The 25,654-nt window shown below is 43.2% G+C and carries 26 protein-coding genes and 9 tRNA genes; 14 read left to right on the top strand and 21 right to left on the bottom strand.

All coding sequences use genetic code 11. From position 1 onward, the window contains the following. Window positions 1–21 precede the first annotated feature (21 nt). The 3 genes from KDW99_RS03825 to KDW99_RS03815 all read left to right on the top strand — a co-directional run bounded on the left by KDW99_RS03825 (window position 22) and on the right by KDW99_RS03815 (window position 2,704). The gene (locus KDW99_RS03825) at window positions 22–789 is read left to right on the top strand and encodes a cytochrome C assembly family protein (protein ID WP_255827993.1); all 768 of its coding nucleotides are present in this window, start codon (window positions 22–24) and stop codon (window positions 787–789) included. 83 nt (window positions 790–872) lie between these two features. Next, window positions 873–2,129 (top strand): HlyC/CorC family transporter, encoded by a 1,257-nt coding sequence (locus KDW99_RS03820; RefSeq protein WP_255827992.1) that lies wholly within the window; start codon window positions 873–875, stop codon window positions 2,127–2,129. Window positions 2,130–2,158: 29 nt separating this feature from the next. Beyond that, window positions 2,159–2,704, top strand: coding sequence for an NUDIX hydrolase (locus KDW99_RS03815; RefSeq protein WP_255827991.1), 546 nt, complete (start codon window positions 2,159–2,161; stop codon window positions 2,702–2,704). Here the strand turns inward: KDW99_RS03815 and KDW99_RS03810 are convergent. The 10 genes from KDW99_RS03810 to dinB all read right to left on the bottom strand — a co-directional run bounded on the left by KDW99_RS03810 (window position 2,685) and on the right by dinB (window position 10,014). After that, a complete protein-coding gene (locus tag KDW99_RS03810; protein ID WP_255827990.1) occupies window positions 2,685–2,993 on the bottom strand; it encodes an NGG1p interacting factor NIF3 in 309 nt (102 codons plus the stop codon). The two genes, KDW99_RS03815 and KDW99_RS03810, sit on opposite strands and share 20 nt — an antisense overlap. Window positions 2,994–3,040: 47 nt before the next feature. Continuing rightward, window positions 3,041–3,904 (bottom strand): DUF72 domain-containing protein, encoded by an 864-nt coding sequence (locus tag KDW99_RS03805; RefSeq protein ID WP_255827989.1) that lies wholly within the window; start codon window positions 3,902–3,904, stop codon window positions 3,041–3,043. After that, window positions 3,901–4,410 (bottom strand): transcription elongation factor GreB, encoded by a 510-nt coding sequence (greB, locus tag KDW99_RS03800; protein ID WP_255827988.1) that lies wholly within the window; start codon window positions 4,408–4,410, stop codon window positions 3,901–3,903. The genes KDW99_RS03805 and greB overlap by 4 nt, the downstream gene beginning before the upstream one ends. Window positions 4,411–4,525: 115 nt before the next feature. After that, complete coding sequence (locus KDW99_RS03795; RefSeq protein WP_255827987.1) at window positions 4,526–5,356, bottom strand: mechanosensitive ion channel family protein; 831 nt, start codon at window positions 5,354–5,356, stop codon at window positions 4,526–4,528. Between the two features lie 37 nt (window positions 5,357–5,393). Beyond that, the gene (locus KDW99_RS03790; RefSeq protein ID WP_255827986.1) at window positions 5,394–5,645 is read right to left on the bottom strand and encodes a hypothetical protein; all 252 of its coding nucleotides are present in this window, start codon (window positions 5,643–5,645) and stop codon (window positions 5,394–5,396) included. 119 nt (window positions 5,646–5,764) lie between these two features. Continuing rightward, a complete protein-coding gene (locus tag KDW99_RS03785; protein ID WP_255827985.1) occupies window positions 5,765–6,223 on the bottom strand; it encodes a DUF2489 domain-containing protein in 459 nt (152 codons plus the stop codon). 30 nt (window positions 6,224–6,253) lie between these two features. Further along, the gene (locus KDW99_RS03780; protein WP_255827984.1) at window positions 6,254–7,066 is read right to left on the bottom strand and encodes an inositol monophosphatase family protein; all 813 of its coding nucleotides are present in this window, start codon (window positions 7,064–7,066) and stop codon (window positions 6,254–6,256) included. 48 nt (window positions 7,067–7,114) lie between these two features. After that, window positions 7,115–7,783: an alpha/beta hydrolase gene (locus KDW99_RS03775; protein WP_255827983.1), complete on the bottom strand. Its 669-nt coding sequence runs from the start codon at window positions 7,781–7,783 to the stop codon at window positions 7,115–7,117. A 121-nt stretch (window positions 7,784–7,904) separates the two neighbouring features. Further along, window positions 7,905–8,885 carry a hypothetical protein gene (locus KDW99_RS03770; protein WP_255827982.1) on the bottom strand — a complete coding sequence of 327 codons (981 nt, stop codon included), beginning with the start codon at window positions 8,883–8,885 and terminating at the stop codon, window positions 7,905–7,907. Window positions 8,886–8,955: 70 nt separating this feature from the next. Next, window positions 8,956–10,014 carry a DNA polymerase IV gene (dinB, locus tag KDW99_RS03765; RefSeq protein ID WP_255827981.1) on the bottom strand — a complete coding sequence of 353 codons (1,059 nt, stop codon included), beginning with the start codon at window positions 10,012–10,014 and terminating at the stop codon, window positions 8,956–8,958. A 393-nt stretch (window positions 10,015–10,407) separates the two neighbouring features. Here dinB and KDW99_RS03760 point away from each other — a divergent pair, with 393 nt between their 5' ends. From KDW99_RS03760 to KDW99_RS03735, 6 genes are all read left to right on the top strand, one after another. After that, window positions 10,408–11,055, top strand: coding sequence for an LPP20 family lipoprotein (locus KDW99_RS03760; protein WP_255827980.1), 648 nt, complete (start codon window positions 10,408–10,410; stop codon window positions 11,053–11,055). Between the two features lie 3 nt (window positions 11,056–11,058). Then, the gene (locus KDW99_RS03755) at window positions 11,059–12,252 is read left to right on the top strand and encodes a flagellar assembly protein T N-terminal domain-containing protein (RefSeq protein ID WP_255827979.1); all 1,194 of its coding nucleotides are present in this window, start codon (window positions 11,059–11,061) and stop codon (window positions 12,250–12,252) included. 59 nt (window positions 12,253–12,311) lie between these two features. Beyond that, window positions 12,312–12,542, top strand: a complete 231-nt coding sequence (locus KDW99_RS03750) for a cell division protein ZapB (protein WP_255827978.1) — start codon at window positions 12,312–12,314, stop codon at window positions 12,540–12,542. Beyond that, on the top strand, window positions 12,539–13,012 hold the full coding sequence (locus KDW99_RS03745) for a hypothetical protein (protein WP_255827977.1): 474 nt from the start codon (window positions 12,539–12,541) through the stop codon (window positions 13,010–13,012). Before KDW99_RS03750 ends, KDW99_RS03745 begins: the two co-directional genes overlap by 4 nt. A gap of 186 nt (window positions 13,013–13,198) precedes the next feature. After that, on the top strand, window positions 13,199–14,152 hold the full coding sequence (locus KDW99_RS03740; RefSeq protein ID WP_255827976.1) for a ProQ/FINO family protein: 954 nt from the start codon (window positions 13,199–13,201) through the stop codon (window positions 14,150–14,152). A 51-nt stretch (window positions 14,153–14,203) separates the two neighbouring features. Beyond that, window positions 14,204–14,287: transfer RNA gene (locus tag KDW99_RS03735), tRNA-Tyr, on the top strand. A gap of 1,061 nt (window positions 14,288–15,348) precedes the next feature. Here KDW99_RS03735 and KDW99_RS03730 read toward each other — a convergent pair. The 10 genes from KDW99_RS03730 to KDW99_RS03685 form a co-directional block, all read right to left on the bottom strand. Then, the gene (locus KDW99_RS03730; protein WP_255827975.1) at window positions 15,349–15,933 is read right to left on the bottom strand and encodes a hypothetical protein; all 585 of its coding nucleotides are present in this window, start codon (window positions 15,931–15,933) and stop codon (window positions 15,349–15,351) included. 34 nt (window positions 15,934–15,967) lie between these two features. Next, a tRNA-Lys gene (locus KDW99_RS03725) sits at window positions 15,968–16,043 on the bottom strand. 27 nt (window positions 16,044–16,070) lie between these two features. Further along, a tRNA-Pro gene (locus tag KDW99_RS03720) sits at window positions 16,071–16,147 on the bottom strand. Window position 16,148: 1 nt separating this feature from the next. Continuing rightward, window positions 16,149–16,224 (bottom strand) — tRNA-Asn (locus KDW99_RS03715). 33 nt (window positions 16,225–16,257) lie between these two features. Beyond that, window positions 16,258–16,333 (bottom strand) — tRNA-Lys (locus KDW99_RS03710). A gap of 13 nt (window positions 16,334–16,346) precedes the next feature. Further along, window positions 16,347–16,422 (bottom strand) — tRNA-His (locus KDW99_RS03705). Between the two features lie 27 nt (window positions 16,423–16,449). Beyond that, a tRNA-Pro gene (locus KDW99_RS03700) sits at window positions 16,450–16,526 on the bottom strand. Window positions 16,527–16,528: 2 nt separating this feature from the next. Next, window positions 16,529–16,604: transfer RNA gene (locus KDW99_RS03695), tRNA-Asn, on the bottom strand. A gap of 41 nt (window positions 16,605–16,645) precedes the next feature. Further along, window positions 16,646–16,736: transfer RNA gene (locus tag KDW99_RS03690), tRNA-Ser, on the bottom strand. A gap of 62 nt (window positions 16,737–16,798) precedes the next feature. Then, window positions 16,799–17,863 carry a polysaccharide deacetylase family protein gene (locus KDW99_RS03685; RefSeq protein WP_255827974.1) on the bottom strand — a complete coding sequence of 355 codons (1,065 nt, stop codon included), beginning with the start codon at window positions 17,861–17,863 and terminating at the stop codon, window positions 16,799–16,801. 199 nt (window positions 17,864–18,062) lie between these two features. Between KDW99_RS03685 and KDW99_RS03680 the strand changes: the two genes are divergently transcribed. From KDW99_RS03680 to glsB, 5 genes are all read left to right on the top strand, one after another. After that, a complete protein-coding gene (locus KDW99_RS03680; protein WP_255827973.1) occupies window positions 18,063–19,283 on the top strand; it encodes a glycine C-acetyltransferase in 1,221 nt (406 codons plus the stop codon). Beyond that, complete coding sequence (gene tdh / locus KDW99_RS03675) at window positions 19,283–20,308, top strand: L-threonine 3-dehydrogenase (RefSeq protein WP_255827972.1); 1,026 nt, start codon at window positions 19,283–19,285, stop codon at window positions 20,306–20,308. The genes KDW99_RS03680 and tdh overlap by 1 nt, the downstream gene beginning before the upstream one ends. Window positions 20,309–20,381: 73 nt before the next feature. Continuing rightward, window positions 20,382–21,188, top strand: coding sequence for an NAD(+) diphosphatase (gene nudC / locus KDW99_RS03670; protein ID WP_255827971.1), 807 nt, complete (start codon window positions 20,382–20,384; stop codon window positions 21,186–21,188). Between the two features lie 109 nt (window positions 21,189–21,297). Beyond that, window positions 21,298–22,977: a choice-of-anchor I family protein gene (locus tag KDW99_RS03665; protein WP_255827970.1), complete on the top strand. Its 1,680-nt coding sequence runs from the start codon at window positions 21,298–21,300 to the stop codon at window positions 22,975–22,977. 134 nt (window positions 22,978–23,111) lie between these two features. Continuing rightward, window positions 23,112–24,023, top strand: coding sequence for a glutaminase B (gene glsB / locus KDW99_RS03660; protein WP_255827969.1), 912 nt, complete (start codon window positions 23,112–23,114; stop codon window positions 24,021–24,023). Window positions 24,024–24,211: 188 nt separating this feature from the next. Here glsB and ppnN read toward each other — a convergent pair whose 3' ends face one another. Further along, window positions 24,212–25,582, bottom strand: a complete 1,371-nt coding sequence (gene ppnN, locus KDW99_RS03655; protein ID WP_255827968.1) for a nucleotide 5'-monophosphate nucleosidase PpnN — start codon at window positions 25,580–25,582, stop codon at window positions 24,212–24,214. Between the last annotated feature and the right edge of the window lie 72 nt (window positions 25,583–25,654).

Below are 25,654 nucleotides of genomic sequence, written 5' to 3'. Positions count from 1 at the left end.
CCCTGCGGAACCTTTAGTTTCATGACTCAATTATCGCTTTGGCTTGCTTGTATCGCTTGTTTGATTGCTGGCACAGCGTATTTCCTGCGTCCAGAAAATCGCTCAACCCAGTACATTGGGGCGCTTACGATTGCCCTGCACACATTTTCTCTCACTCAAGTATTACTTAACCGAGATGGTTTTAATTTTTTAACTATTGGGCTATTAATTGCTTTAATTGGCAATAGCCTGCTCTGGTTCAGTAATCGCAACAAAGATTTATCCCTATTGCTCGGTACAGCTTTCCCCTTGGGAGCAATAATTATCGCCTTAAATGCAATCGAACCGTGGAATTTAACCCAACTGCATAGCAACTCTTGGGGTACAAGCGCCCACATTCTTATTGCCTCCGTTGCCTACAGCTTATTCACTGCTGCCTGCGGAGTTGGGATTTTACTTTCCATGCAAGAGTACCAACTTAAACACCACAAACTGAAACAGCTACTTAGAGTGCCGCCACTACAAGTATTAGAGCGCTTGATGTTTGAGTTTATTTGGGCGGCTTTCATTTTGTTAACCATTACAATAGCAACGGGCTTCTATTTTATCGAAGACATGTTTGCTCAACACTTGGTTCACAAAACATTTTTCACAATTGCTTCTTGGTTTGTGTTTGCTGGTTTATTGCTTGGCAGACATATAGCGGGTTGGCGAGGGCAGCTAGCGGTAAAACTGACGTTGAGTGGCTTTTTCTTGCTGATGCTAGGCTACTTTGGCAGTCAAATAGCACTACAAATTTTACGCCATTGATCAATAATGGCGTAAAGTATGTTTGACAGTCTGATCTTAAGAACCAATAATCCAGTTATCTACATAATTGAGGCGATCCCTTTTTGAACGAAGTACCCTTAGGTGTTCTTGGTGGAATACTTTTTTGTCTAATTTTACTTTCTGCTTTCTTTTCGAGTTCCGAAACAGGGATGTTGTCGATCAACAAATATCGACTAAAACACCTTGTTAAAAACAAGAACCGATCTGCAATCAAAGTAGACTCTCTTTTAGAACGTCCCGATCGACTTATCGGCGTTATCTTAATCGGAAACAACTTTGTTAATATACTTGCTTCTGCTATAGCAACCATCATTGCTGTGCGTCTTTGGGGCGATGCTGGTGTTGCTATTGCGACAGCTGCACTCACGATGGTTGTATTGATTTTTGCAGAAGTGACACCAAAAACATTGGCCGCCATCCACCCAGAAAAAATCGCTTTCCCAGCCTCTTGGGTTCTTGCCATTTTATTAAAAATTCTTTATCCGCTTGTTTGGCTAGTGAATGGTTTGTCTAATGGACTGTTACGTTTAATCGGCGTACACGCTTCTCAAAAAAACCATGACACGCTTGACTCAGAAGAACTAAGAACCGTAGTAAATGAAGCGAGCGGCTTAATTCCAGCTGCCCACCAAGAAATGCTTATATCGATCCTTGACTTGGAAAAAGTCTCTGTCGAAGACATTATGATCCCTCGTAATGAAGTCATAGGCATTGACATTGAAGACTCCATTGAAGAAATCATCGAACAGATTTGCCAAAGTAGACACACTCGCATGCCTGTTTACAATGGTGAGATAAATAAGGTCATTGGTATTCTCCACGCTCGCCATGCGGCAGTCTTTCTACGCGACCCTACTCCATCAAAAGCAGCGCTTTTAAAAGCAACCGTTGAACCTTATTTCATCCCTGAAAGCACATCCCTAAACACAGTACTGCTGAACTTTCAAAAAGACCATCAGCAAATGGGCATCGTGGTTGATGAATATGGTGATGTCCAAGGTATCGCCGCTTTAGAAGATGTACTTGAAGAAATTGTGGGCGAGTTCACTCCGCCAACTCAAGATGAAGAAGAAGAAATCCAAACGCTGGACGATGGCTCTTTTAGGATTGAAGGCTCTACGCACATTCGAGAAATCAATAAAACGCTTGAATGGCATCTACCAACAGACGGACCAAAAACACTGAACGGTCTTATCATCGAAACATTGGAATTCATCCCAGAGCACCCTATTAGCTTGTGGGTTGGTCATTACATGATTGAAATCCAAGAAATCGAAGATAAAGTCGTAAAATACGCCAAGCTTCAGTTGAAACGCTAAGCCCAAGTAAACACGTTAAGGATGTACACATGAGATACTGCCCGCAATGCGGTCACGCCGTTAACATGACCATCCCTGCTGGGGATAATCGACCACGCGCGGTATGTCCAAGTTGCGATTTTATCGATTACGACAATCCTAGGCTAATAACGGGTACCCTTCCGCTTTACGACGGTAAGATATTATTATGCCGAAGAAACATTGAGCCTCGCTTAGGTTTCTGGACGCTACCAGCAGGCTTCATGGAAAACCAAGAAACCACAAGCGAAGGTGCATTAAGAGAAACATTAGAAGAAAGTGGCTCTGTAGCGATCTGCAAACAAGCATTCAGCATGATCAGCATTCCTAGAATCAATCAAGTTCATCTTTTTTACATTGCAGAACTAGAAAGAGACGACTTTCATGCCACAGAAGAAAGTTCCGAAGTGGCACTGTTTGGGCTAGATGAAATCCCTTGGGACGAACTGGCTTTTAGTAGCGTTACTAAGACCATAGAGTTTTTCATCGAAGACCATAAAAATGGTCAATATGGTTTTCACGAAGACACCATTCATTTCAATACTGTATCTGAATAAAGTGGTAGGCCACCTCTTCATAGGGGTGAGCCAAGAGTAAAGCGGCTAAAACGCTCGCTTTACTGTCATCACCTACCACCATTTCAACACGATATTCATCGACTAACTCTAACTCATCGACTTGACCAAGAAAGGGCGTCGCTCCTTTTATCGGCCTAAACTGCCCATGCCCTTTTACTTGCCAACAGCAAGAATCGTAGTTTCCCATTGAACCTGCACCAGCCGAAAACACCGCTTGTTTGACAGACTCCAAATGAGACTCAGGTACATAAAACACGAATGAATACATAATATTTCCCAACAATTTCACAAAAACAAGAAATCAGCTTATTAGACTCACCAAAGACTAACTTGCTCCTGACTTTGCGGCAACGTCAAAGCGCTCTGATAATTAGGCGTTAATAAACGAACCTTTTCATCCAATTTTGCCGCTAACGTAGGTGCCGCGATATTATCCGATGAATGCACAAATACACTTGGTGTCAGCCCTTGTGATAACCACTGGGACAGTTTTATCGCCCACTGATCTAGCCATACGTCGTTACGCGGTAAATCCGGGTGACCAATGAAACGCACGACTGGATGTCTCGCCGTCACTACAGGATGACAAGGCACCCTCGGCTTTTTCTTCTGAGCATCAACCAGACTTTCACAATACGCTTCGGTAGAAAAAACAGGCCGAGAATCCATCACCACACGATTGACATGACGATCTGACAAACCGGCTAAAAAGCGCGGCTCTGTTTGTTTTTTATCGAAATAGGCAAGATTACGTACCTCCACAGACAAAGGCGTAGGCAAAGTCCACATATCACACAAAGCCAAAATAGTATCTAAAGCACGCTCATCGCATATTGCTGGAAACTGCAGCATGGTTGGGCCAAGCTTATTCTGTAACGATTGCAAGGACAGCATAAAAGCCACCCAATTTTGCTGAACATCACGCCAAGGACGCTCTAACAATCGATGAGTAACCGTTTGCGGTGCCTTAAAACTAAACTTAAAGTTCTCATTAACAGACTCATACCAACGCAATAGCTGAGCATCATCCACTTTAGTATAAAAAGTACTGCCAACTTCAACCGTTGAAAACACCTGCGAATACCGACCAATTCGCTCACCCGGTGCCAAAGAGGCAGGATAAAGCCAATTAACCCAAGCCGGATGCTGCCATTGCGCCATGCCGTAATGAATAGTCATGCGGGTACTTGGCGATACTCAACAGCATCAATAAGATAGTTTTTTTCTCCGCCAGCAAGGCGAATAATTACTTCATCACCTTCTTGCTTCTTGAGCAAAGCCCGCGCAACAGGTGAATCGATACTAATGTAATTAGGATGATGATCCAGTTCATCTGGACCAACAATGCGATACTCTCGAAGATTCCCATCATCATCTTCTAATGTTACCCATGCGCCAAAAAACACACGCTCCTGATCCGCTGGCAAACGATCAACGACCGTGCAAACATCCAAACGTTTTTCGAGATAGCGTACTCGACGGTCGATTTCTCGAAGCTGTTTCTTGCCATAAATATATTCAGCATTTTCCGACCTATCACCTTGGGCTGCGGCTTCACGAACTGTTTCAGTCACAGCCGGACGCTTTTCTTTCCATAAATACTTAAGTTCAGCCAATAAAGCTTGCGCTCCTTCTTGAGTGATATAAGCAGACTTTGGCGGAGATGGGGGTCGATATCGACTCATGAACAGAAGCCTTTTCAATGATAAAAACGAAACACAATAAAAACAAAAATGCCGCCAATATTTCCTTGGCGGCATTTCATATTTTACAACGATGAGGAGTTAAAGCTATATGTGCTTACGATTCCTGTTTGTGTACATGAACATCCATTTGAGGGTATGGAATACCAACGCCACGCTCATCAAAGGTATATTTAATTTTCTCCAAAAGATCGGCCCGCACTGTCCAGTAATCGCCCGCTGCAACCCAAGGACGCAGGAAGAAATTAACCGAACTATCTGCCAATTCGGAAACAGCGATTAAACACTTAGGGTCTTTTAGAATACGTTCGTCAGCATTAACAATGTCTTCCATAATCTGTTTTGCCAAGCGAATGTCCGCATCATAACTAATACCAATAACAAGATCTAAACGACGAGTCGCTTCACGAGAAAAGTTAACAATAGAACCATTCATTACTGAAGAATTCGGCACTATAATGACACGATTGTCTGGCGTTTTAAGATAGGTATGAAATAACTCAATACGATTAACCGTACCCATTTGGCCGCCGGCATCAATAAAGTCACCAGAACGGAATGGACGCAATATAATAATCAACACACCTGATGCAAAGTTAGACAAGGACCCCTGTAATGCAAGACCGACTGCCAAACCAGCCGCACCAAGAATAGCAATAAAAGATGTGGTTTCTACGCCAATTTGCCCCAGCGCCATCAAAGCCACACCAGCAAACATCAAGGCATACAAGATACTCGATGCGAAGCCTGCAACCGCCTGATCAACGGACGCTTTCAGCATTCGCTTTTCACACCATTGAGACACTTTGGAAGCAATAAATTTACCTACAAAGAAAACAACAAGACCAATAACCAAATTAATAACACTATCAGCCAACCAAGGCATCAATTCGGAACCTTGATCAAATAACGCTTCTATCTCATTCATACATGTAAACCCTATGCTCTTCCGTTTTAAAATAAAATCAGACTAAATACTTTGATTTATGCTGCCACTCATCCAACAACATTTCCAGCTGAGAAATACCTTTTTTATTAAAAGTGATACAAACTTGGCCATTAATAAATTGCGACCCTTTAATACCGAACTCTTCAATAAGCAAACACTGCTCTCTTAACTCATCGAGCACATCATCATCTCTAACAGTCATACCGATAAAAGCATGCCACTCATGCTCTGGTAGAACACCTTGAATCGCTTTTTGAAGCAAGGTCACACATTGCTCTTGTGTCAATCTATAATAGGGTACTTTTGATTGATGACGAATAAAAAACAACACAAGTAAAACTAACAACAAAAATAAAAAACTGATAGAAACGAGCAACTGAACTAACATTACTTAAAGTCATAAGCCATCAATGAAGTTCTAGCGCGTTGCAAATGTTCGGCATATTCCACTTCATAACCATCCATTTCAAGACGAAATTTCATTTTTGCAGGCTTAGGCAAATCCCCCCATTGCTCGTGAGTAGGAATATGCAGAGTTTTCTCAGTAATAATATAAAACGCGGAAATATCCTCATGTTCAGATAAATCCTCGCTTAACTGATCCAATAGATTTTTTATTCGAATACTGGCTTCAATCCAGTTTAACTCCTCGGTCCCCACTGTTTTTAACAGAACCCGAATGCTATCGATTCTTTTTTGCCGCTCTTCAAAAAAGCGGTCCTCTCCAGCACGAATTTTTTCTTCTCGTGCTTTATTTAATTTTAGCTGATGGCGAATAAACCAAAGTGAAACGGCAATCACGCCAACACAGCCGAGCAAAACCAACATAAATGCAGTAAAAGACATAATAATTCCAATCAAGCAGAAGTAAATACGTTATAAATCAAGATCAACAAGCGCCAAAAGATCGTCATACAATTGAGGGGTTGATACCAAAAGCCCTTCTCCATTAACCACGTTGGGCCAAGAAGATGCGCTAGATAGATAATACCCAACTTTGGCACCCGCCTCTTCCGCTATTAAAGCCCCAGCAGCCATATCCCAAGGTTTTACGCTTTCAAAATACGCATCTAAACGACCTGCAGCAACCCAGCATAAATCCAAAGCGGCAGAACCATTACGACGAACATCTTGGCAGTGATGCAAAATACGCGACACTCGTTCAATGATAGGCGAAAGTGCCGTTTTTTGATAAGGAAACCCTGTGGCAACCAATGCACTTCTTAGCTCTTGAGCACCCGAAACCGCCAGCGGCTTCCCATTACAAAAAGCACCCGAACCTTTCACAGCCCAAAAACACTCCTCTAAAAACGGAGCATTCACCACGCCTAAAATTCGCTGATCGCCAATATAAAGGCCAATTGAAACCGCCACATGATGATGCCCATGTGCAAAATTCACCGTTCCATCTATCGGATCAATCACCCAAACCGGAACATCATCACCAATACCGCTAAGATCCAGATGCGGCGAAGACTCTTCTGACAAAATACAGTGCGAAGGATAGCGCTCAAGGATGTGGCTACAAATGTATTGATCAACCGCAATATCCGTCGAAGTAACCAGCTCATGATCCATTTTGTAATCGCGCACGAAGGTTGAATTCTCTCGCGCATCCACTATCATCTGGCCTGCATGTATCGCTAGATTTTTCGCAAAATCCAGCCATTCCTCATAGTTTCCCGACACAAAAGCTCCTTAAATAAGACAAGAGAATCTCACCGACTCTGATAACAGTTATGCCAATCGAGTGTTTAACCAGTGAGAAATATCCTGCACCTGCTCAGGACACACAGAATGAGGCATTTCGTAAGATTGATAAGCGACAGAATAGCCCTTAGACATCAAAAGATCCCTTGCTTGAGTCGCCAACACAGGAGCAACTACTGGATCTTGCGAGCCATGATGGATAAGAATCGGTGTTTGGCCATTAGGACAAGCATCGGCTTCAGGCACTTCATCACCATTAACTAAATAAGTTGATAGCTCAAGAATACCCGCCAACACATGCTTAGTGCGTAAAGCTGTGTGGTATGCGATCACCCCACCCTGTGAAAAACCCGCCAAAACAATTCGATTTGCAGCAATGCCTTTATCAATTTGATCTTGTATTAACCGCTCAACTTGCAGGCATGATTCTTCGATATTTTCCATATCGACTTTACGCTCTAACGTCATCTCATAGATATCATACCAAGCACGCATTTCCATACCACCATTGACTGTAACAGGACGACGTGGAGCATGAGGAAAAACAAAACGCACTTTCAATGTTGGCAATAAAGATAAAGCTGGAACCAAAGACTCGAAATCATGACCATCTGATCCAAGGCCATGCAACCAAATAATAGCGGCATCAGGCTGCTCGTTTGTTTCCACTAAAACAGAGGGCAATAATTCAGTCATTTTCAACACTCCAAAAAAAATAGGCTATCGCAATTCGCCATAGCCTATCATATTGACGTTTATCACTCGACACATTGAATCTACTACACTCGCTTTATAAACAAACTTTTGACGTTAAGGCTTAGTGCTCAACTGGGAAGCGCATTTCCATTACTTCCTGTTTTTCATTTAACTTAAATAGCACATCCGCCTTACTTGGCATCACAGCTAACATGTGTCGCGTCAGCCTTTCGTAATATTGCATGAATCGTTTCAACTCTTCTGAAGACATTACTTTCAAATCAATGGTATCTAGTAGGACACCATGAATATCATGAAGATGGTTTTCTAAAACCCGCTCTTGTTTATTACGCCAATGATAGACAACGTTGTAGTCTGGAGCCTGCATCCAAGCCATCAGATCAATTTGTGAAAATAACGACTTATAATCCTCTTTTAAGAGTTGATTCACTTTATTACGCCACAAACCATCGGCATCCATTTCCGCCTCAAGCTCATTCAATGCTTGACCCAAGCCTTCAACCATTGGCGGCGCACCAACACACCAACCTTCAAATAAAACAATATCAACAGGACCCTGAACCTCTTGCCATAAATGAACCGCTTTTCGGTCATCAATCGACTTATCAAAACGAGGAAACTTCATCACCTCCCCATCTTTAAGGTTTTTCAAGCGCTCAAAAAGAGAAAGAGCAAAGTCGACATCATGAGTTCCAGGCACACCTCGTACAGAAAACATTGGGGTTGTTTGATTGGCAAACTTCATCCGATCTTGCCGAGTGCTATATAAGTCGTCCAAACTGATTACAATACTGTTCAGGTCAAACCCCTTCTTTAATATTCGACTAATAACACTACAAAATGTGGTTTTCCCACACCCTTGAGCACCACCAACACCAACAACTAAAGGCCCTTTCCCAGAATGCGCTTTTTGACTTAGCCAACTAGAAAAAGGGAGATACAATTCATCCATTTGATCGACCAAAGAAGCATCTGCATACAAACAACTCAATGTTTGCTCCACTTCAAAACGCAACCTATGCGACAAAGGGTCAGGCATACTTAAATTTGTATAATCAAACTTACTCTGTTGTTTCAACATAATGAGCACCTCCGAATTATTCATTCTTCAGTATAGTTAGAAGCTGCAAAATTGGTTGGAATTTACATTTTTAAACAAAAGGTAAATTCAACTGATGTGGTTCTGGTGGCGATAATCGATACCCTACACCAATCAAACGAACTGGACGCCGAGAGCGAGAATACGCCTGCTGCAAAAGTTGTGAAAACACCTCATCTGACAATTTAGCCTTAATTGGCTGCTCAATCGTGGTTTGCTTAAAATCGTCAAATTTCACTTTAAGATAATATTTACTTAGCTGTGACTCAAAGTTTCTTCCTGTCATCCGTTTTTTTAAATCTGCAAGCAAAAGAGGCAAAACAGCCTGACAGGCCGGAAGATCAAGTAAGTCTTTTGAAAACGTATGCTCCACAGAAACACTTTTCCTTTCACGAGAAACAGTTACTGGTCGGTCATCAATCCCAAGGGCAAACTGCGATAACCGAAATGCCATACTACCAAAGCTTTTCTGCAAAACCGAAAAGTCCAAAGCCTGCAAATCAGAGCATTTAAAGACTCCCAATGCGGCTAATTTTTCTTGCGCTACGCGACCAATACCAGAAATAAACTTAACAGGGACATTAGAAACAAATTCAAACTGCTTTGCTGGTGTAACCACAGTCAAACCATCTGGCTTATCCCAATCACTCGCCACTTTCGCAATAAATTTGTTTGTCGCCACGCCAGCCGATACAGTAATCCCTACTTCTTTGGATATTCGTGAACGAATTTCTTCTGCTATTCGTGTTGCACTACCTTGAAAGTCCGTTGTATTCGTTACATCCAAATAAGCTTCATCCAATGATAAAGGCTCAATAACATCGGTAAAATCACGAAAAATGGCGTGCATTTGCTCTGAGGCAATTCGATATTTATTCATATTTCCAGGTATCACTAACAATGCAGGACAAAGTCGCTTAGCGACTGACGTTGGCATAGCAGAACGCACACCAAAAACACGAGCCGCGTAGTTAGCGGTCGACAACACACTTCGACCACTTTCAGGGCCACCAATTGCAATAGGAACATCACGCAGACCAGGGTCGTCGCGCATCTCTATCGCTGCGTAAAAACAATCAGCATCGATATGAATAATCTTACGATTCTGCAATGTAACACCCGAAAAGCACTGTATAAAAAAACAGTTTATACCATTTCAAAAAGACCTTCATCCCCTATAAAAATTGTAAAGACACTTCTAGAAAAAACCTACAGACCGTAAAATAATTAAGCAAATCTTAAAAAACACATGAAAAGAACAGTTTTATTACAAAAATCAAAGAAAAAGTGCTTTTTTAAGCCCCCAAACATGGACGCTGTAGAGCAAAATGGTTTACATTTTGTCCATCGGATTAGGCATATTGAAAAATAAAGCTTTTTTGAACAAACTACGAATAGTTACACCTGAAGCGATTCATCGCTTAGTTGAAAAGCACACCATTTAAATTTAGTGGCTACTAGACTCAGGATATTAATGTAAGGACTTCCATACAAGGGCACCACCATGACACTATCACTTCGAATATTTTTTATAGCCATAGGTGCCATCACCCTAGCGGGTTGTCAAAACCTCGGTCAACAAAGCGCCGCCGGCACAACTTGTACAACCGTCGCACCTTGTAATGGCAACATAGTTGGCAATGGTTCTGGTCGTTATACACAACCACAGAACGGTACTTTGCAAAGCGGCGCTTTAAATGCCAACAACAGCATTGCCGTTATTAAACAAGAACCCGTCATTGTGACAGCTACAGGCTATGCCGCAATGATGACAAATAAACGCCTAACCAAATCTCAGGCGCGCATTATGACACTACGCAGCTCTATGCTAGACGCATATCGAAACCTATCAGAGCGTGTTTATGGTTTAAAAATTGATGGTTCAAGCTCCTTGAGTAACATGGTCATGCAAAACGATGAATTAAGAACCTATGTTGATGCCTACCTAGTGGGAGCGAAAGTTGTCTCTCAGCGCGAGCACGAAGACGGTACATTCGAAACTGTTGTAGAGATGGCCTTACAAGAGAACTTCCGCCAGTGCTTAAGCTCTTCAAACATCCAATCTGATCCAAACTGCAGAATTCAACCAGGATACCGCGCCATTAATGTTGAAAACGCCACTCCGACGACCAACTTTTATAGCATTGAGTAAACAATGTTTGTCTTAATTCGATTACTCGCTGCTACGTTAAGCATTCTTCTGTGCTGTACCGCTTATGCAAGAAGCGTTGATGCAAAAGGTGAAGCCGTCATTTATGACAACGATATTGCCGATGCTCGCTACAGAGCAACTCAACAAGCGATTAAACAAGCGGTTCTTGAGTCTAGTTCCAGAGTTAATGTTAAAGATGAGCTTTATAATGGCGAATTAGAGTCAAATTTGGAAATTAGGAGCTCTGGCCGTGTACAGCAAGCCCGGATTATTTCCGAAGAACAAGATGGAGACTTCCTTACTGTTATTGCTCGTGTAGACGTTACTCCTGATTCACAATGCAGCACAGGCCCAACCAATTACTACAAAAAAACCATTGGCATTACTGGTTTCGAATTACAAGTTCCACAGCAAGCTAGATTGGGTGAACTAAGTAATATTTCCAGAGAATTACCAAAAGATTTAGCTAACGAAATAAATAAAAAAGGCTACCTAAGAGCCCTAACAGCAACCAATATTGCCATCTACCCAGACCTTATCAATGCCCCTTCATCTACCAACTACGATGGCTCACTGACAAATGTCACTAGAATCAGTGAACAGCTTGGAGTCCAGTATATAATGAGTGGGGTTATTAGAGATATTGGAGAATCATACCTAAGATATCCAGACGACAAGAACGTAAAAGACTTATTAGATGAAGGAATTGATAAAGAAAGAAATTTTGTGGTCGATATCTATATATATGATGGATTTAGTGGTGCACTATTGTTCGAGCACCGTTATAGTGAAGTAGGCAACTGGGATGTGACTGATCATGCACGAATCGGTTTTGGAAGCGCGAAGTTTTGGACTGTACATTATGGTAAAGTTGTAGAACAAGCATTAAAAGAAAGTGCGTTAGATACCAGCGAGCAACTCAGGTGCCAGCCTTTTATTGCAAATATTTTTCGCACTGAAGGTAATAGAATACATATATCAGCAGGGTCGCTGGCAGGAATTAAACAAGGCGATAAATTCAATGTTTATCGTCGCTACGAGGTTTTCAACCAGTTACAATCAGCTCAAACTCAGCTGAATAACGCCAATATCAGTGTTACAATCAAGCAAGTACAACCCAACTTTTCTGTTGGGGAACTTGTTGTTGACTCTCACATACTAAACGTGCAACAACAAGATGTTGTAATTGCTTGGTAATTTTTACAAAATGACGCCCTACATACTAATGGCGATTTTTATTTTTTAGGACACATATAATGAATAACGAACTACTACACCACTTAGAACAACGCATCAATGACGCCGTAGAAGAAATCTCCTCCCTACGCAAACGAATTTCAGAATTAGAAATGCAAAACTACGAGCTAAGCGAAGAAAAAAGCGAAATTGAAAAAACTTTAAATCAAACAAAAGAACAACAGTCTAATTGGGAGTCATCTCTTTCCCAAATGCTAAATAGACTAAACCAAATGGACGACAAACAATGAAATCACTTCTACTTGCAACTTTAGTTCTAGTTAGTGCTCACGCATCTGCTCAAGACCAAATTGCGAGTCTAATTACTTTCGAGTCGACCGCAGCACGACCAAACAGTGACACCAATCATAGTAATATCACGTCTATCATTAATGCAGAAATGGAATACACTTTACCAGAAAACATTTCCTTCTATGGCGGTTTCTCATTTGTATTGGGCGAACAATTTGAAAGCTCGGTTACTGTAGGATCTCGCTTTTATAGCGCCACACCAGCATTTCAAATATTTCCAGGCGTCCCGATGTGGTCCTTTATAGGCGGTGGCATTTCATTCCTTGATGACATGGTATATTACCCAGAAGCAGGCTTTCGTATCGCAACTTCCAACACGTCACGAATGGATATTTTTGTTAAAATTTTAAACAGCAGCAACAAAACCTATGACAAACATGTCATGATTGGTGCAGGACTTACTTTCTAAGTAAAATGAAGTTACTACCTCTTTTCGGCGCTAGTTTGCTAATAACAACGATTTACGTATGGTGGCAAAGTGAGAGCTATATCTCCGTCACGCTGCCAAATGAAAATCAGCGAAAAGAAATGATTGGCACAAGCAATACACCCAGTATTCCGCTGACTCCAATAAAAAATTGAGCCTTGTGTCTTTATGGAACAACTTATTGCTAAACTCGAAGCAAGGATTAACTGGCTAACACAGCAGCTAGAAGATGCGAACGAGGAAATACAAAGATTAAAGGAAAAGAACGATCCTTCCATTGAGTACAGCGCTTCAATGGACCTATTGCAACACATGGCCGATCGCTCAACTGAAGATCAATTGCAGCTCTACATTGAAGACTCTCTTGATCTTTTAAACGACGCATCAGCCCCGGAGCAAGCAATAAAATCAGACGCAGTTGAATATCAACTTAACTTTGACTTATTGCACGAGCATGCTGAAAGCAGCACCACAACCACGACAACAGAACAGATTGATTACATGACCACACAACAACCTGAGCTTAACGGCTTGCAAGAAGACGACAAACTAGTCGATACCGACACTAGCGTACAAGAAGCAAGCGACAGCACGACAGAGATAGCGACTTTGACGCCGGAACAAAGAAAACGTCAAAAAAATCAAAAGAACAATCGCCGTCTAATCAAATTGCTTGAAGACCGTTACCCCAAAGCGTTTGACTGGAATCAACCCAAGCCTCTAAAAGTCGGCATAGACAAAGATATGGTGCTGGATGAAGACTTTAACGCTAGCAAACAAAAACGCGCTCTTGCCGCTTATACGCGCTCAGACAGATACAAGAAATGCCTTCAGTCTGGTCAGCCACGAATCGATTTAGAAGGCGTTGCCGTTAATAACGAGCCAGCTTTGCCTGAATCCATGATTCCAGCAAAAGCCAAAACAGCGACAACCAGCAGACCCACAAAAGAAAGACCAGCTCAACCTAATCGCAACAATGTAAAAGCGCAGCCTAAGAATAAAACACACTCAAAACCTAAATCATCCCCAAAAAGCGCACCTAAGCAAGAAGATATTTATGACAATTTATCTCCTGAAGAGCGCATGAAGGCTAAATTAGAAAAATTACTAAATAAATCTTAAAAAAGTGTTTACATAGTAGGGCGCGATGTATATTATACGTCGCGCTGCTGTGGAGGGGTTCCCGAGTGGCCAAAGGGAGCAGATTGTAAATCTGCCACGAAAGTTTCGGTGGTTCGAATCCACCTCCCTCCACCATTAGCAGTTTCTACTTAAGATTCAACACCTTATCATGCTCACTAAGAATTCCTTACACAACAAATTCATTACCATTTCTCAGCTACCATAGATAAAACAAAACCTTATCAACAATTTTATCCACAACAGAAACCTAAGCCAAAACCCACAATACAAACACCCACCATTAGAGCACACAAGCCCGACCACATAACAAAGCACTCACACACCACCTAAAAACAACACAAAAGCACACCCCATAAGCCTTAGCGTACCCCAAACCACCAACACCATAAAAAACACATCAGCCACACCACCACCAAAACCCCAAACAACCAACAAAAGACAACAACCATTAAGACATAAACTTATACACAAGCAACTAAAATGACTCCACGCAACCACAAGACAAGCATCAACGTTAAAATTTAGTTAAATAAGAGGCGCTTCATGACACCTAAACGCAACCCTGAAAAGCTCAAAAGAGAAGCCGTTAAATAATGGCCATTCTGTTGATGGAGCGACTCAACAGCTAGACACAACCACTCATAGCTTACGCTTGAATTAAAATACATGAAGAGCTATCACAACTTCAGTCATCTGAAGACCTTTATTCAACCTCTGGGAACCCTCTACTCAAATCCAAGCCTGGACCGATCGCGGAGGAACATAACACTCCAAAAAAGGCCGTAAGACACTTTACCCACAACCCAGAGCATAGTACGCCTTTGTTCGCGACCATCAACAAGAGCATTCCATTCAGCCGATGTGTTACACCTTCAAAATTCATCGAAGCGGCTGTTACGCATGATTAAAAAAGCCTTTACCTGATCGAGAGACTGAGAACTTAAGACTATTAGAGCGTATAAAAGAATGCCACATTGCCAAGTCCATGAACACAACAAAGCCTTCGTGATAAGGGAGAGCTCTGTCGTGCGCATTGTGCATCCAAGATCATGCGCAACGATAACATTATCGCCGTTGCCGAGATCTTTTTCGCAACTAATAAGAAGCGAGTAACGAAAAGACGAACCTATTCAACACACGAAGAAGCCCACTCCCGCCTCTGCTGACAAACCAACTTATCGATAGACGATAGACGATAGACGATAGACGATAGACGATAGACGATAGACGATAGACGATAGACGATAGACGATAGACGATAGACGATAGACGATAGACGATAGACGATAGACGATAGACGATAGACGATAGACGATAGACGATAGACGATAGACGATAGACGATAGACGATAGACGATAGACGATAGACGATAGACGATAGACGATACGATAGACGATAGACGATAGACGATAGACGATAGACGATAGACGATAGACGATAGACGATAGACGATAGACGATAGACGATAGACGATAGACGATAGACGATAGACGATAGACGATAGACGATAGACGATAGACGATAGACGATAGACGATAGACGATAGACGATAGACGATAGACGATAGACGATAGACGATAGACGATAGACGATAGACGATAGACGATAGACGATAGACGATAGACGATAGACGATAGACGATAGACGATAGACGATAGACGATAGACGATAGACGATAGACGATAGACGATAGACGATAGACGATAGACGATAGACGATAGACGATAGACGATTTTGAAACTATGTAGGGAAAGGTCAAGGAATAAATATTAAATATTATGGGATTATGAGAATGGTGGGTCGTACTGGATTCGAACCAGTGACCAATTGATTAAAAGTCAACTGCTCTACCAACTGAGCTAACGACCCGCTCATAATTTTCTACTGATTTATTAATGGTCGGAGTAGAGAGATTCGAACTCCCGACATCCTGCTCCCAAAGCAGGCGCGCTACCAGACTGCGCTATACTCCGATGGCTCCTCGAACTGGACTCGAACCAGTGACCCAATGATTAACAGTCATTTGCTCTACCAACTGAGCTATCGAGGAATTAATCAGATTTGCATTCTGCACAGAGATAGTTGGTGGGTCGTACTGGATTCGAACCAGTGACCAATTGATTAAAAGTCAACTGCTCTACCAACTGAGCTAACGACCCAACTATCAAGTAATGGGGTGGACGATGGGGCTTGAACCCACGACCGCCGGAATCACAATCCGGAGCTCTACCAACTGAGCTACGCCCACCATTACTAATGGTGATAATAAAATAAATGGTCGGAGTAGAGGGATTCGAACCCCCGACATCCTGCTCCCAAAGCAGGCGCGCTACCAGACTGCGCTATACTCCGAATGGCTCCTCGAACTGGACTCGAACCAGTGACCCAATGATTAACAGTCATTTGCTCTACCAACTGAGCTATCGAGGAACTAATATTTTATCTTGCTTACAACAACCATCTTTAGAAGATGGCGGAGGAGGAGAGATTCGAACTCTCGGTAGGCTATTAACCTACGCCAGTTTTCAAGACTGGTGCATTAAACCGCTCTGCCACCCCTCCGTTGCGAGCGAGGTGTATAATACTGATTTGAAATTTCAGTGCAACCTCTTTTTGAAAAAAGTTTAACTTTTTTCACTCACATAGCCCTGATCAGCCGAAGAACGGATCCAAACGTTAGAATACCAGTAATAATGCTTGCCTGAATTGTCTGGCATAGTGCAGTTAATACGGCCTCGACCAACGCCAAATGGTTTAGGAGCCGTCGCCGTGACTTCAGTATCAGAAACCCAGTCCAGCTTAGCTTTACCTTGACCAGATACATAACAAGCCAAGTCTTTAAAACGATACCTACCTTCTTTAAAGGTTAAACGGATCGACACAGGCTGATCCGTTGCATAATCTCCGCCAGTCTTTTCAGACAATAAAGGCATAGGCTTGGCATTTAGCTTCGTCTTTAATGTAGACATCTTGGCATAAGCACCTGAAGCAGGAAAACGCGGTAAGTTTTCAAAATCTGAATCCGCACTCACCACACCAGACTGCTGACCAAATGCCATTATGCCTCGATCTTTCATCATATCTCGTATCTGGCTATTCGATTCGCCATAAGGATAAGCCAACATCTTTGGTGAATGACCTAGGTTTTTTTCAAGCAGCTCTTCAACGGTATCCACTTCTTTTGTCATACGAGACAACCAAGCTTCATCAGACTCGCCCTTCTCTTTACGCAACATATAAGGATGACTGATAGTATGGTTAGCAAACACCCCACCAGATTGCTCCATCTCTTTCATCTGATCCCAAGTTAAGAAACTGCGACTCTTACGCTCAACGGGTTCGGTATTAATAAACACCGTAAAAGGAAAGTTTCTTTCTTTAAGAATAGGAAAGCCTGCTTGGTAAATGCTGCGATAAGCGTCATCAAACGAAATAGCAACGGCTTTTTCCGGCAACGGCTTATTTGCCTTTAAGTCATCCAACGCAGAACGCAGATCCACTACCTGAAAGCCCGCGCTCTTTAAATAATCCATTTGCTCGGTAAATTGTTCAGGTGTCACTGAAGTCGATTTCGGTGAACTCGCACTTACATGGTGGTATTGCAGAACCGGTAAATAATCCTGAGCTTGAACCGCCATACTGGCACTCAACGCTCCTAATAAGATGCTGTAATGAACCTTTGACAACATGTCATTTCCTCTTTGATTAATGTTTGCCCACATTCTACGGACGAACTGGCAGCGTGACCAGTCTGTTCAAAACAACAAAACTGTTATGCCTGTTTTGCCATGTCACTGCATCTACTCATATTGATACAGGCCTCCTACACTCAATAGACATAAGGAGTGAATAAGACAAGGAATCACTATCTCCACAAGAGGAAAGAAAATGAGCAAATCTACTTTTTACAAGAATTTAGATAACCAACTCCAAGGTCTTAGAGAAGAAGGCCTCTATAAAATAGAGCGCCCACTAATCACACCACAAGCGAGCCAAATCACTACAGCTGACAAAACACCTTTAATCAACCTGTGCGCAAACAACTACCTTGGACTGGCAAATGATAGCCAAGTCACAAAAACCGCTCATCAGGCACTAAATGATTACGGCTACGGCATGGCTTCCGTGCGTTTTATTTGCGGAACACAAGACATACATACTCAACTGGAAAAAAGCTTAAGCGACTTTTTACAAATGGAAGACACCATTTTGTATTCTTCTTGCTTTGATGCCAACGGCGGCTTATTTGAAACACTGCTTAATGATGAAGACGCAGTCATCAGTGATGTGCTCAACCACGCCAGCATTATTGACGGTATTCGCCTATGCAAAGCAAAGCGCTACCGTTACGCCAACAACGACATGAATGAACTGGAAGCCAAGCTCCAACAAGCCGATAAAGACGGTACGAAAACTAAGCTGATTGTAACCGACGGTGTGTTTTCCATGGACGGTATCATCGCCGACCTTAAATCGGTTTGCGACCTTGCCGACAAATACGATGCGTTAGTAATGGTAGACGATTCTCATGCGGTAGGTTTTTTGGGCGAAAATGGCCGAGGCAGCCATGAATACTGCGATGTACTCGGTCGTATCGACATCATCACTGGCACATTAGGTAAAGCCCTTGGTGGCGCTTCAGGTGGCTACACCAGCGCCTCTAAAAGCATTGTCGACTGGTTACGCCAGCGCTCTCGCCCTTACTTGTTTTCAAACTCACTGGCGCCCGTCATTACCGCCACCAGCTTACAAATTATCGAGACTCTCAAACAAGGCGATTCGGCTCGCAAGCAATTAAAAGCAAACAGCCAATACTTCCGCAGCCAAATGAACGCTTTAGGCTTCAACCTGATACCTGGCGATCACCCTATTATTCCTGTTATTTTAGGAGACGCAAAACTCGCACAAGAGATGGCAAATGCGCTATATAAGGAAGGGATCTTTGTAACCGGATTCGCCTACCCAGTTGTCCCAATGGGCAAAGCCAGAATTCGCACACAAATGTCAGCGTCACTAACAAGGGAACAGCTCGATCTTGCCATAGCCGCCTTTGCCAAGGTAGGCCGCGAGATGGGTGTCATTGAAGGAAAAAGGGAAGGAAATAAATAATGAAAACGCTTGCGAAACTTCATGCGGAAAAAGGCATTTGGATGACAGACGTCCCGCATCCAGAATGTGGACATAACGATGTCGTGATCAAAATAAGCAAAACCGCCATCTGTGGAACAGACATGCATATCTATCAATGGGACGATTGGGCGCAGAGCACCATTCCTGTGCCTATGACAGTGGGTCATGAGTTTGTTGGTGTGATCACAGAGATTGGCCCAGAAGTGTCTGGGTTCAGTGTAGGTGACCGTGTTTCTGGGGAAGGTCATATTACTTGTGGCCATTGCAGAAACTGTCGTGCCGGCCGTCGCCATCTGTGTCGAACAACGCTTGGGGTTGGCGTCAATCGCACCGGCGCTTTCGCGGAATATTTGGTCATTCCAGCCAGCAACGCATTCAAGATCCCCAATAACATCAGCGACGAAATGGCGGCAATACTCGATCCATTTGGTAATGCCACTCATACCGCCCTGTCTTTTGACCTAATCGGTGAAGACGTTTTAATCACAGGCGCAGGTCCCATTGGCGCCATGGCAGCAGCCATTGCTAAGCATGTAGGTGCGCGCAATGTGGTGATTACCGATATAAACGACTTCCGCTTAGATCTGGCAAAAAAAATGGGCGCGACCCGCACCGTCAACGTCAGCCGTGAATCATTAAAAGATGTGATGAACGAGATAGACATGCACGAAGGCTTTGACGTGGGCTTGGAAATGTCAGGCAATGACACTGCATTCCGCTCCATGCTGGAATGCATGAATCACGGCGGGAAAATTGCCATGTTAGGCATCCCAGGAAAAGACACACTGATAGACTGGAACCAAGTCATCTTTAAAGGCCTTATAATCAAGGGCATATATGGACGAGAAATGTACGAAACTTGGTACAAAATGGTTGCCATGCTGCAATCTGGCTTAGATATTTCCCCAATAATCACCCATCGCTTTCATGTTGATGACTTTCAGCAAGGCTTCGACACCATGGGGTCTGGCAAATCAGGAAAAATCATTCTGGACTGGAATTAAATCCACCAAGGTTATTGCGTCTAGAAGATGATCGCGTTAGCGTAATTCTTTTAGACGCAAACCGAGCAATCACATGTTAGAAATAGGCACTCAAACACACCCTCTTCCCCATCAAGATGCGCTCTATATTCTGCTACATCGAAATCAAGTATTAGTAGAGTCAGAAAATCAATTTCTTACGCCTTTTACACACTTCCAACCTAATTCAAAAATGAGCGCTATCTACTGTGGAAAATGGCATGGACAAGACATCTTCGTGTGTCGCTTTGAATCCATTCCCAAAGGCTTTTCCGAAATTGGTCTCAGAGAGTTGCTCTTCTTACAAGACCAGCACCATTACATTTTATTAAGTCGTGCTCATCAGTTATCTACCTGGGATCGTGATCACCAATTTTGTGGTCGATGTGGCTCGCCAATGAACGAAAAGCACGTGGCCGAACACACCAAGATCTGCCCGTCTTGTCACCTGCGTCACTATCCTCGCATTTCCCCTTGCGTCATTATATCGATCCGCAAAGACGATCAAATTCTACTTGCTCGTGGCCCACAAGCACCTAAAGACAGGTTCAGTAACATCGCGGGGTTTGTCGAAGCGGGGGAAACATTAGAACAGGCCGTAGCAAGAGAAATTAGAGAAGAAGTCGGTCTGGAAGTCACCAACATTCGCTATGTAAGCAGCCAGCCTTGGTCTTTCCCACATCAGTTAATGGCCGGTTTTTTTGCGGACTATAAAAGTGGTGACATCACCCCTGCACCAGGTGAAATAGAAGAAGCCAACTGGTACTCAATTGATGACTTACCAAATATCCCCAACAACGCGACGATTTCAGGACAACTGATTAATCTACATGTAGAACACATCAAAAACTCATTGCCTTAACTTGTTATCGCAAATGGTAGTAAGTGAAAAACAACTGCCATTTGCAACTTTCTTGTCATATTCAGTCGCTAGAGTAAATGCACAAACTTTCCCCTCTGGAGACATCTTCATGCGTTTGCCTATTGCATTACCTTTATGTGCCACTGTTGCCTTACTTGGTGGCTGCACAACAACGAACACCGACACATACTCTGCAACGTCTTCCATCGAACTAAGCTTTTTAGGACGTTATGAATCGGGCGTATTTGACGGCAGTGCTGCCGAGATAGTGGCGTATGATGCAAAAACCCACGAAACATTTGTGGTCAATGCGAACTCTGGAAAAATAGATGTTCTATCTATGAAAGAACCAACAGCGCCCAACAAAATCAAAACACTGGATGTCAGCAAAGACGTCGCAAACTTGATGGGAGTAGCCCTTGGCGCAGCAAACAGTGTCAGCGTACACAAGGGTATTATGGCCGTTGCTATTGAAGCTAAACCAAAACAAAACATGGGTTACATCGCTTTCTACAAAATTGATGGCCATACCTTTATTACCGCTGTAAAAGTCGGTGCGCTTCCTGATATGGTGACCTTTACCCACGATGGTAAACAAGTTGTTGTGGCAAACGAAGGTGAGCCAAACGATGAATACACCATTGATCCAGAAGGCAGTATCAGCATCATTGCCATTCCAAATGACATCACGACATTAAGCCAAAAAGACGTCACCGAGGTATCATTTCGTGACTTCAATAACGGCGGATCACGAGCGGCTGAGCGCCCTGCTGGATTACGCATTTTCGGCCCTAACGCCAGTGTCGCTCAAGACTTAGAGCCAGAATACATTACTGTATCCAAAGACAATCGTTATGCGTTTGTGTCATTACAAGAAAATAACGGTATCGCAAAAATCGATCTATCTAACAAGTCAGTCGATGCTATTTGGGCTTTAGGTGTCAAAGATTACAACAAAACGGGTAACGAGCTTGATATTAGCGATAAGGACAAAACCATTCAGCTACAAAACTGGCCTGTTCTAGGCATGTATATGCCAGACAGCATTGCTTCTTATATGATTTCTGGAAAAACCTACATCGTCACAGCCAATGAAGGTGACTCTAGAGATTACAAAGGCTTCAGCGAAGAATATCGTGTCAAAGACCTTGCCGAACTCAACAGCCGTCTTGCACTAACTAGCCCGCTTAAGCATAGCATTGAAGGTCAGCTAGAAGATGACAAAAACCTGGGGCGCATGAAAATCACCAGCACGTTGGGCGCAAAAGATTGTGAGCTCGTAAAAGGCGCACCAAGCAATTGTACTTTTACTGAGTTGTATGGTTACGGCGCACGCTCATTTTCTATATGGAGCGGTGACACTGGCGAGCAAGTCTTTGATAGCGGTAACGATTTCGAACGTATTACGGCTAATCAATTAGGCGAAAATGGCTTTAACGCGTCGAACGACTCGAACAAAACCGATGGCCGTAGCGATGACAAAGGCCCAGAACCTGAAGCTTTAACCCTAGGCCAAATCGATGGTCGTACTTATGCCTTTATTGGTTTAGAGCGTGTTGGCGGCATCATGGTATACGACATCACAACACCGGCAAAAAGCCAGTTTGTGCAATACTTAACCAGCCGGAACTTCGATGCTAAAGTTGACACCTCGGCAGCAGGCGATCTTGGCCCAGAAGGTATGAGTTTTGTTTCAAAACAAGACAGTCCAACAGGTCAAGCCCTATTGATTGTCGGCAATGAAGTCAGTGGAACCACATCGGTTTACGGCATTTCACCAGTCAAATAATGATCCATAATCAATAACTTTAGCCCCCTCTTTTGGGGGCTTTTTTATGCACTTCATTAAAAAATTCCACTGGGGTTTCCTTATCAGTTTCTCTATACTAGCCGCCCCCTTTAACGCTGTTTAATGAGAGTGATGTGGAAGATTTACTGCATTCAATAGAACAAAAAGTAAAACCATTAATCGGTTTAGGCAAAGTTGCAGACTACATACCCGCATTGGCGAATGTCGATCCTAATCAGTTTGGTATCGCCATCTATAGCAACGATGGTGAGCTGTATCATGCCGGCCAAGCCCATACAGACTTCTCTATCCAGAGTATTTCTAAAGTCTTTAGCTTGACCCTTGCCATCAAACACTATGGCGAGGACATGTGGAAACGCGTTGGACGTGAGCCTTCTGGCAATCCGTTTAACTCCCTCGTACAGTTAGAATACGAAGCGGGCGTACCGCGCAATCCCTTCATCAATGCTGGTGCCTTAGTGATCAGTGATATGAATCAATCGCGTTTCGCCTCACCACATTACGCCATGCGAGAGTTTATTCGTCGCTTAGCTGACAATCCCCATTTGAATTCTGACCATATCGTTGCCAGCTCTGAATATGAGTTTCGTGCTCGAAATGCTTCCATGGCGTACTTAATGAAAGCCTTTGGTAATTTCGAAAATGATGTAGAAGATGTCTTGCATAGCTACTTCGACAACTGTGCGATGCGCATGAATTGTGTGGACTTAGCGAAAGCCTTTAGTTTCCTTGCTAATAAGGGCTACTCACAGCTCAGCGGCGAGCAAGTTCTTAGCGCAAGAGAAACAACCCAAGTTAACGGCCTACTCGCCACCAGCGGACTCTACGACGAAGCAGGTAACTTTGCTTATCGCGTTGGACTACCAGGAAAAAGTGGCGTTGGTGGCGGTATTTTAGCCATCGTCCCTAATCGCTTTTCCGTTTGCGTATGGTCTCCAGAGCTCAATAAATCGGGCAATTCACTAGCGGGCATGGCAGCCCTTGAAGCCCTATCCGAAAGTATCGGCTGGTCAGTATTTGGCTAGGCTCTTCTTAAACCAGAAGCAAAAATACAACGACCAAAAACAGAAAAGGGCTTCACGAGAAGCCCTTTTTTAGTATCACAGTTTTTAACAACATATTGGCGAGCGCAGTAGCCACCTAGTTAGAGATGGCGTCACGAGCGAAGCCAAGACGAGTCTTTTTTTAACAAAGAGCTCATAACGTCATACAGTTAGTCTGTGATGACTTTGTAACACGGCACATACGCACTGCCCGGCAACTTCATCCGTTGCTGACGAACAAACGCTTGCAACAAGGCATCCAGTTTCGCCAATAACGCTTTGTCGCCATGAATCTCGAACGGCCCAAACTCTTTGATGTAAGCCACGCCTTGCGCTTTTACGTTGCCGGCAACGATAGACGAAAAGGCACGACGTAAATCCGCGGCAAGCAAATGCGTCTCTTGATTGAAGTGTAGGTTTAGCTCTCGCACTTTTTCATGTGTCGGCTCAAATGGATATTGGAACTCTTCTGGAATATGCAGTTTCCAGTTGTAGTAAAACGCATCTTGATGGGCTTTACGATACTGACGAACTTCTTCCATGCCTTGCTTCATGGCACGGGCAACTTCCACTTCGTCTTCAATGATAATGCGGTATTTATTCTGCGCTTCCGAACCTAATACCTCACCAATGAAGGCATGAATTTGCTCGAAATACTCCGCACTCTCTTTTGGCCCTGTAAACACCAATGGAAAAGGCACGCCAGCATTTTTCGGGTGTAATAAGATACCCAAAATATACAGAATTTCTTCTGCGGTTCCGGCGCCACCAGGGAAAACGACAATGCCATGACCAACACGGACAAAGGCTTCTAGACGCTTCTCTATATCCGGCATGATGACCAACTGATTCACAATTGGGTTCGGTGATTCAGCGGCAATGATACCTGGCTCAGTTAAACCTAAGTAAACACCGTTTTTGATACGTTGTTTGGCATGGGCAATAGCGGCACCTTTCATCGGCCCTTTCATCGCACCCGGTCCACAACCAGTACAAATATTCAGTTCACGCAAGCCCAACTCATGACCTACACGCTTGGTATAATCGTACTCGTGACGAGCAATAGAATGGCCACCCCAACACACCACCATGTCAGGGTTTTGAATACGGCGGAACACATTGGCATTACGCAATAATTCAAACACCACATTGGTTAACTTATCTGAGCTAGCATCTTCAAGACCACGAGCAAGAATTTCATGCTGGGTAAAAATAATGTCGCGCAATACGCTGAATAGCATCTCACGCACACTGCTAATCATCTTGCCGTCAACAAAGGCACTGCCCGGTGCATTTTTCAGTTGCAGTTTCACGCCTCGTTCTTGTTGCACAATACGAATTTCAAAATCTTTAAATTCTTCCGTGGCAGCTTGAGGATCATCAGAATCACTACCACAGTTCAAAATAGCCAAGGCACAACGGTGAAATAGATCGTGAAGCGGACCAGACTCTTCTGACAGACGAGAAATCTCGTCTTGGGATAACATTTCTAACGAACCTTTCGGTGCGACTAACGCATCAACACGATCTTCGTACTGCATGATCGCCCTCCTTAATTGTCATTATATTAATGTCTTTTCAATTCATTGCTTTTAAATATATTGGTAGCGCAT

The organism is Marinomonas rhizomae, from assembly GCF_024397855.1.
Classification (GTDB): domain Bacteria; phylum Pseudomonadota; class Gammaproteobacteria; order Pseudomonadales; family Marinomonadaceae; genus Marinomonas; species Marinomonas rhizomae_A.
The sequence above is the reverse complement of the archived record's forward strand: the minus strand, read 5'-3'. Positions and strand labels throughout refer to the sequence as shown.